Consider the following 3,599-nt stretch of genomic DNA (forward strand, 5'->3'; position numbering starts at 1 on the left):
TTTTTAATCTATTTTTAAATTTAATTGGTAGTTTTGAGACAGACTGCCGTTAGCTACAATTTGTGAAAAAATACAGGAAAATAATATTGGTTGGCATTCTGTTGCTCTTAATTGGAATTTTTATCCATCCAAAAAAAGTTATTTATGAACCGAAAATAATCGGAAAAGTAATAGACCTGAGCGAAAACCCAATTGAAAACGCAACTGTTTCACGAATTGAGAAAAAACATTGGAAAAATAAAGAACACGGATATTATGAGTCGGAGGAATTTATATCTGAATCTGTTAATACGGATGGAAATGGAAATTTCATCCTGAACGAAAAATCACGAATTGACTGGATTCACAATATTCCATTTGTTTTACCTTTAGCTTGGTGCAATACTGGATTTGAGGTTTCCAAAAATGGATTCAAAACTTATCGGACTGAATTTGATGATTATAGCGAATACAATGAAAATTTGAATGCTTGCAAAGGAATTGAATTCAAGGCGAAAATAATATTAAAAAAACTGTAGCTAACACCGGCTATAGTTCATTGCTTCTGACTTTCCTCTCGGAAAGTCCTCGCAAATTTGCTATCTTCGGTTTACGGCGGAAAATCATCGCGGATTTTCACGCAACGAAACCATAGCCAAAACCGTTGCAAGTAAAAGCGGAAATCACTCAAGCGCAACCAATTCGAAATTACAGATTTATAAAAATATTGTAAGTAAAATGTAGAATAAATTTCGCTGAAATTTCACTCAAACGCAGAATAACAAACTAAACGGAATTTGATCAAGTTTGCGGAATTTTCACTCAAACGGAATTTTTTAAGGTTTTAAAAAACTGAACTGTACGCGGAAAATCACTCTTGCGGAATTATTTACTCAAACGCAGAATTAATAACTAGACGGAAAATAACACGGAATTTTCAGTTGATTTTATCTTCGCTATATTTTTTAAATAAGTCGGAATTATAAAAGCTACAACTTGCAACAACGTGTATCATGCATTGCTGCTTCTAGCCTACTCGGAAAATCCTACGGATTTTCCTCTGGTTCGTGACTTTTTACTAACTTAGTTGCTAGCACAACGCAACACATCATAACACGAAGCCGTTGGCAGCAATAGCGGGAGAGACATTCTGCTAAAAATAAATCTGATTTGATTTTGAAATTGTTAACTGTATAGTTAACTTTGAGCAATGATTAGAAAAGTAATTGCATACAAGGATAACTTTGTGGACTTTTACAAAAGTCAGGATTCAAAGATTCAAGAAAAAATTGGATATGTTCTTGATTTAGTAAGATTTGAAAGGCAAGTTCCTAAGAAATTTTATAAATTACTTGAAAATACAGATGGGATTTGGGAGGTACGAGTAATCACAACTTTTAAGAGTATTCGGATTTTATGCTTTCAAGACAAAGGTGACCTTGTAGTACTAACAAATTGCTTTCTTAAGAAAACGCAGAAAACTCCTCAAAAGGAAATTAAAATGGCTGAAAAGTTGAAAAAGGAGTATTTAAGAGAAAAATATGGAGGACAATAAGATGAAAAATGTAACTGATTTTGAAGACTTATTAAAAGGTAAATTTGGAGAAAAGGGCACTCCAGCAAGAGATAAGTACGATGCTGATTCATTGGCTTTCAGACTTGGGGTTATGCTCAAAGAAGCAAGAAAAGATGCTCAGATTACACAGGAGGAACTTGCTGAAAGGACAGGAACTAAGAAGAGTTATATTTCGAGAATTGAACGTGGACAAAGCGATATCCAGATTTCAACATATTACAAATTGATTGAGATGGGATTAGGAAAACACTTAAATATCTCGATTGGATAAGAAGCTACAGCTGCCAACATGCGGTATAAAAAATTGCCGATCCAGTAGTAAAATCAAGGGTTGTAGCTCGCTTCAACTTTCTTGTAACGTGAGAGGAAACTGCACGTAATCGGCAACTTTTCATACCGCAGGATCGTTATAAACAAGTTGAGAAAAACGCTACAAATAATATTTATCTTCATTGGATTAACATCTTGCAAAGGTCAAGAAGTTAGCGGAATTTGGATGTCATACAAAAACCGTATTATCGAAGAAGGTCAGGTAACAACTTCGAGAGATGAAGGGATTATTATAGATTTTGACAAACAAACTGTTGGAAATATAGCATCTGACTCAATAGTCAATGTGAAAATTGATTTCAAAGAATCAAAAATATTCTTGAATTCTGACACATTAAATATTGACTTCAAAACTTACAGAAAAGATTCTATTGAAATTGATTTTGGACGAAATATGATGCACGTTTTTAGACCTCTAAATCTGGAACATAATTTAACGATAAATAAAAAAGATATTATAGAATTTCTAACTCAAAATGAATTTAAAAAAATAAATGAGGATTTAAATTTAAAATTTCTAAAAGGATTGCACTTCTATGCCACAATATTTGACCGAAAAAATGAAATGCGTTTTTTGGAAAGCCAAATTGACACAAATGGATATTGGTTTATTAAAGAATTAAAGGGTAATTTCTTTTTAATATTTGCAGTTGAGGAAATTGGACAACAGAATATTTATCAAATTACAAAACTCACAAAATGTGAAATGAAATTAGAACCAATGCAGGAATACGGAGAATGGATTACTAATTTAACCGAATTAAAAACCTGTTTATAACACCGTATAAAAATAATGCTTAGTTTAGTCCTTAATCAAAGGTTAGTTCAGTTTTGCTAGCTTCTGATTTTCCTTCGGAAAATCCTCGCACACAAAACCGCACTATTCTTATACAATCACGTTAGCATTAATTTGATGAAAATCCTGAACTATTATAGAAAAGCCCTAATTTATTTTTCAATAATAGCTTTCTCAACTTTATTATCAGTAGTACTTTCTGGTAGTTTTAATATGGGAATTGATGGATTTGCTAATCTATTAATGTTAATCATAGGACTATCAATTTTTATCGGAACGGTGCTGTTTTTTTATGACAAATATGTCGGACCTAAAAGGAGGGCTAAAAAAATAAAAACCGCAAAGTTTACTGATTTCCTAAAAGTCGGATTTAAAACCGAAAAGAATTATTTGATTGGAAAAATTAATGGATATACTGTAATTATTAGTTACAATTGGAGGAACAATAACGGAACTGAAAGTTTAATTACAATGATTCTATTTGACCCTAGATTAAATGGAAAACATTTAAATAGTTACTTCCTAAACAAATGGCAAGAATCAATCAAAGACGATTATAATTATTGGGAATATGGCAGACTTTTTACTGATTGGCCATATATAAATGGAAACCCTAATCTCAAATCTGTTCTAAAAAAACTAGACAAAAACACTAAACTGATTTCAAGCAAAGGTTTACAAAAAATTGAATATTTGGAATGGGAAACTGAAATCAAAAATTATATCAATAAAATAGAAAAAACTAATGCTAACATTGTATAAAAATAATGCGTAAGTTTATTCCTAAATCAAAAGTTAGTGCTTGTTTGCTTGCATCTGATTTTCCTTCGGAAAATCCTCGCACTCAAACTACGCACTATTCTTATACGTAACCGTCAGACTGTCTCAAAACCTAGGATATTTCAAGATGATTTTTTA

Annotated in this window: 5 protein-coding genes; all 5 read left to right on the forward strand. The window is 31.7% G+C overall.

Annotation, left to right across the window (positions count from 1 at the left end):
* The first annotated feature begins 62 nt into the window (after positions 1–62).
* Positions 63–518 carry a hypothetical protein gene (locus tag AABJ49_RS14165; protein WP_338378945.1) on the forward strand — a complete coding sequence of 152 codons (456 nt, stop codon included), beginning with the start codon at positions 63–65 and terminating at the stop codon, positions 516–518.
* 671 nt (positions 519–1,189) lie between these two features.
* Positions 1,190–1,534: a type II toxin-antitoxin system RelE/ParE family toxin gene (locus AABJ49_RS14170; RefSeq protein ID WP_338378946.1), complete on the forward strand. Its 345-nt coding sequence runs from the start codon at positions 1,190–1,192 to the stop codon at positions 1,532–1,534.
* A gap of 1 nt (position 1,535) precedes the next feature.
* On the forward strand, positions 1,536–1,826 hold the full coding sequence (locus tag AABJ49_RS14175) for a helix-turn-helix transcriptional regulator (protein ID WP_338378947.1): 291 nt from the start codon (positions 1,536–1,538) through the stop codon (positions 1,824–1,826).
* A 147-nt stretch (positions 1,827–1,973) separates the two neighbouring features.
* Positions 1,974–2,663: a hypothetical protein gene (locus AABJ49_RS14180; protein ID WP_338378948.1), complete on the forward strand. Its 690-nt coding sequence runs from the start codon at positions 1,974–1,976 to the stop codon at positions 2,661–2,663.
* A gap of 135 nt (positions 2,664–2,798) precedes the next feature.
* Positions 2,799–3,443 carry a hypothetical protein gene (locus AABJ49_RS14185; RefSeq protein WP_338378949.1) on the forward strand — a complete coding sequence of 215 codons (645 nt, stop codon included), beginning with the start codon at positions 2,799–2,801 and terminating at the stop codon, positions 3,441–3,443.
* Positions 3,444–3,599: the final 156 nt, after the last annotated feature.

It is taken from the genome of uncultured Flavobacterium sp., assembly GCF_963922255.1.
Taxonomy (GTDB): domain Bacteria; phylum Bacteroidota; class Bacteroidia; order Flavobacteriales; family Flavobacteriaceae; genus Flavobacterium.

Excerpts from the sequence above, each read along its gene's own strand:
- AABJ49_RS14170 (WP_338378946.1), top strand. The coding sequence starts at position 1,190 with ATGATTAGAAAAGTAATTGCATACAAGGATAACTTTGTGGACTTTTAC.
- AABJ49_RS14175 (WP_338378947.1), top strand. The coding sequence starts at position 1,536 with ATGAAAAATGTAACTGATTTTGAAGACTTATTAAAAGGTAAATTTGGA.
- AABJ49_RS14185 (WP_338378949.1), top strand. The coding sequence starts at position 2,799 with ATGAAAATCCTGAACTATTATAGAAAAGCCCTAATTTATTTTTCAATA.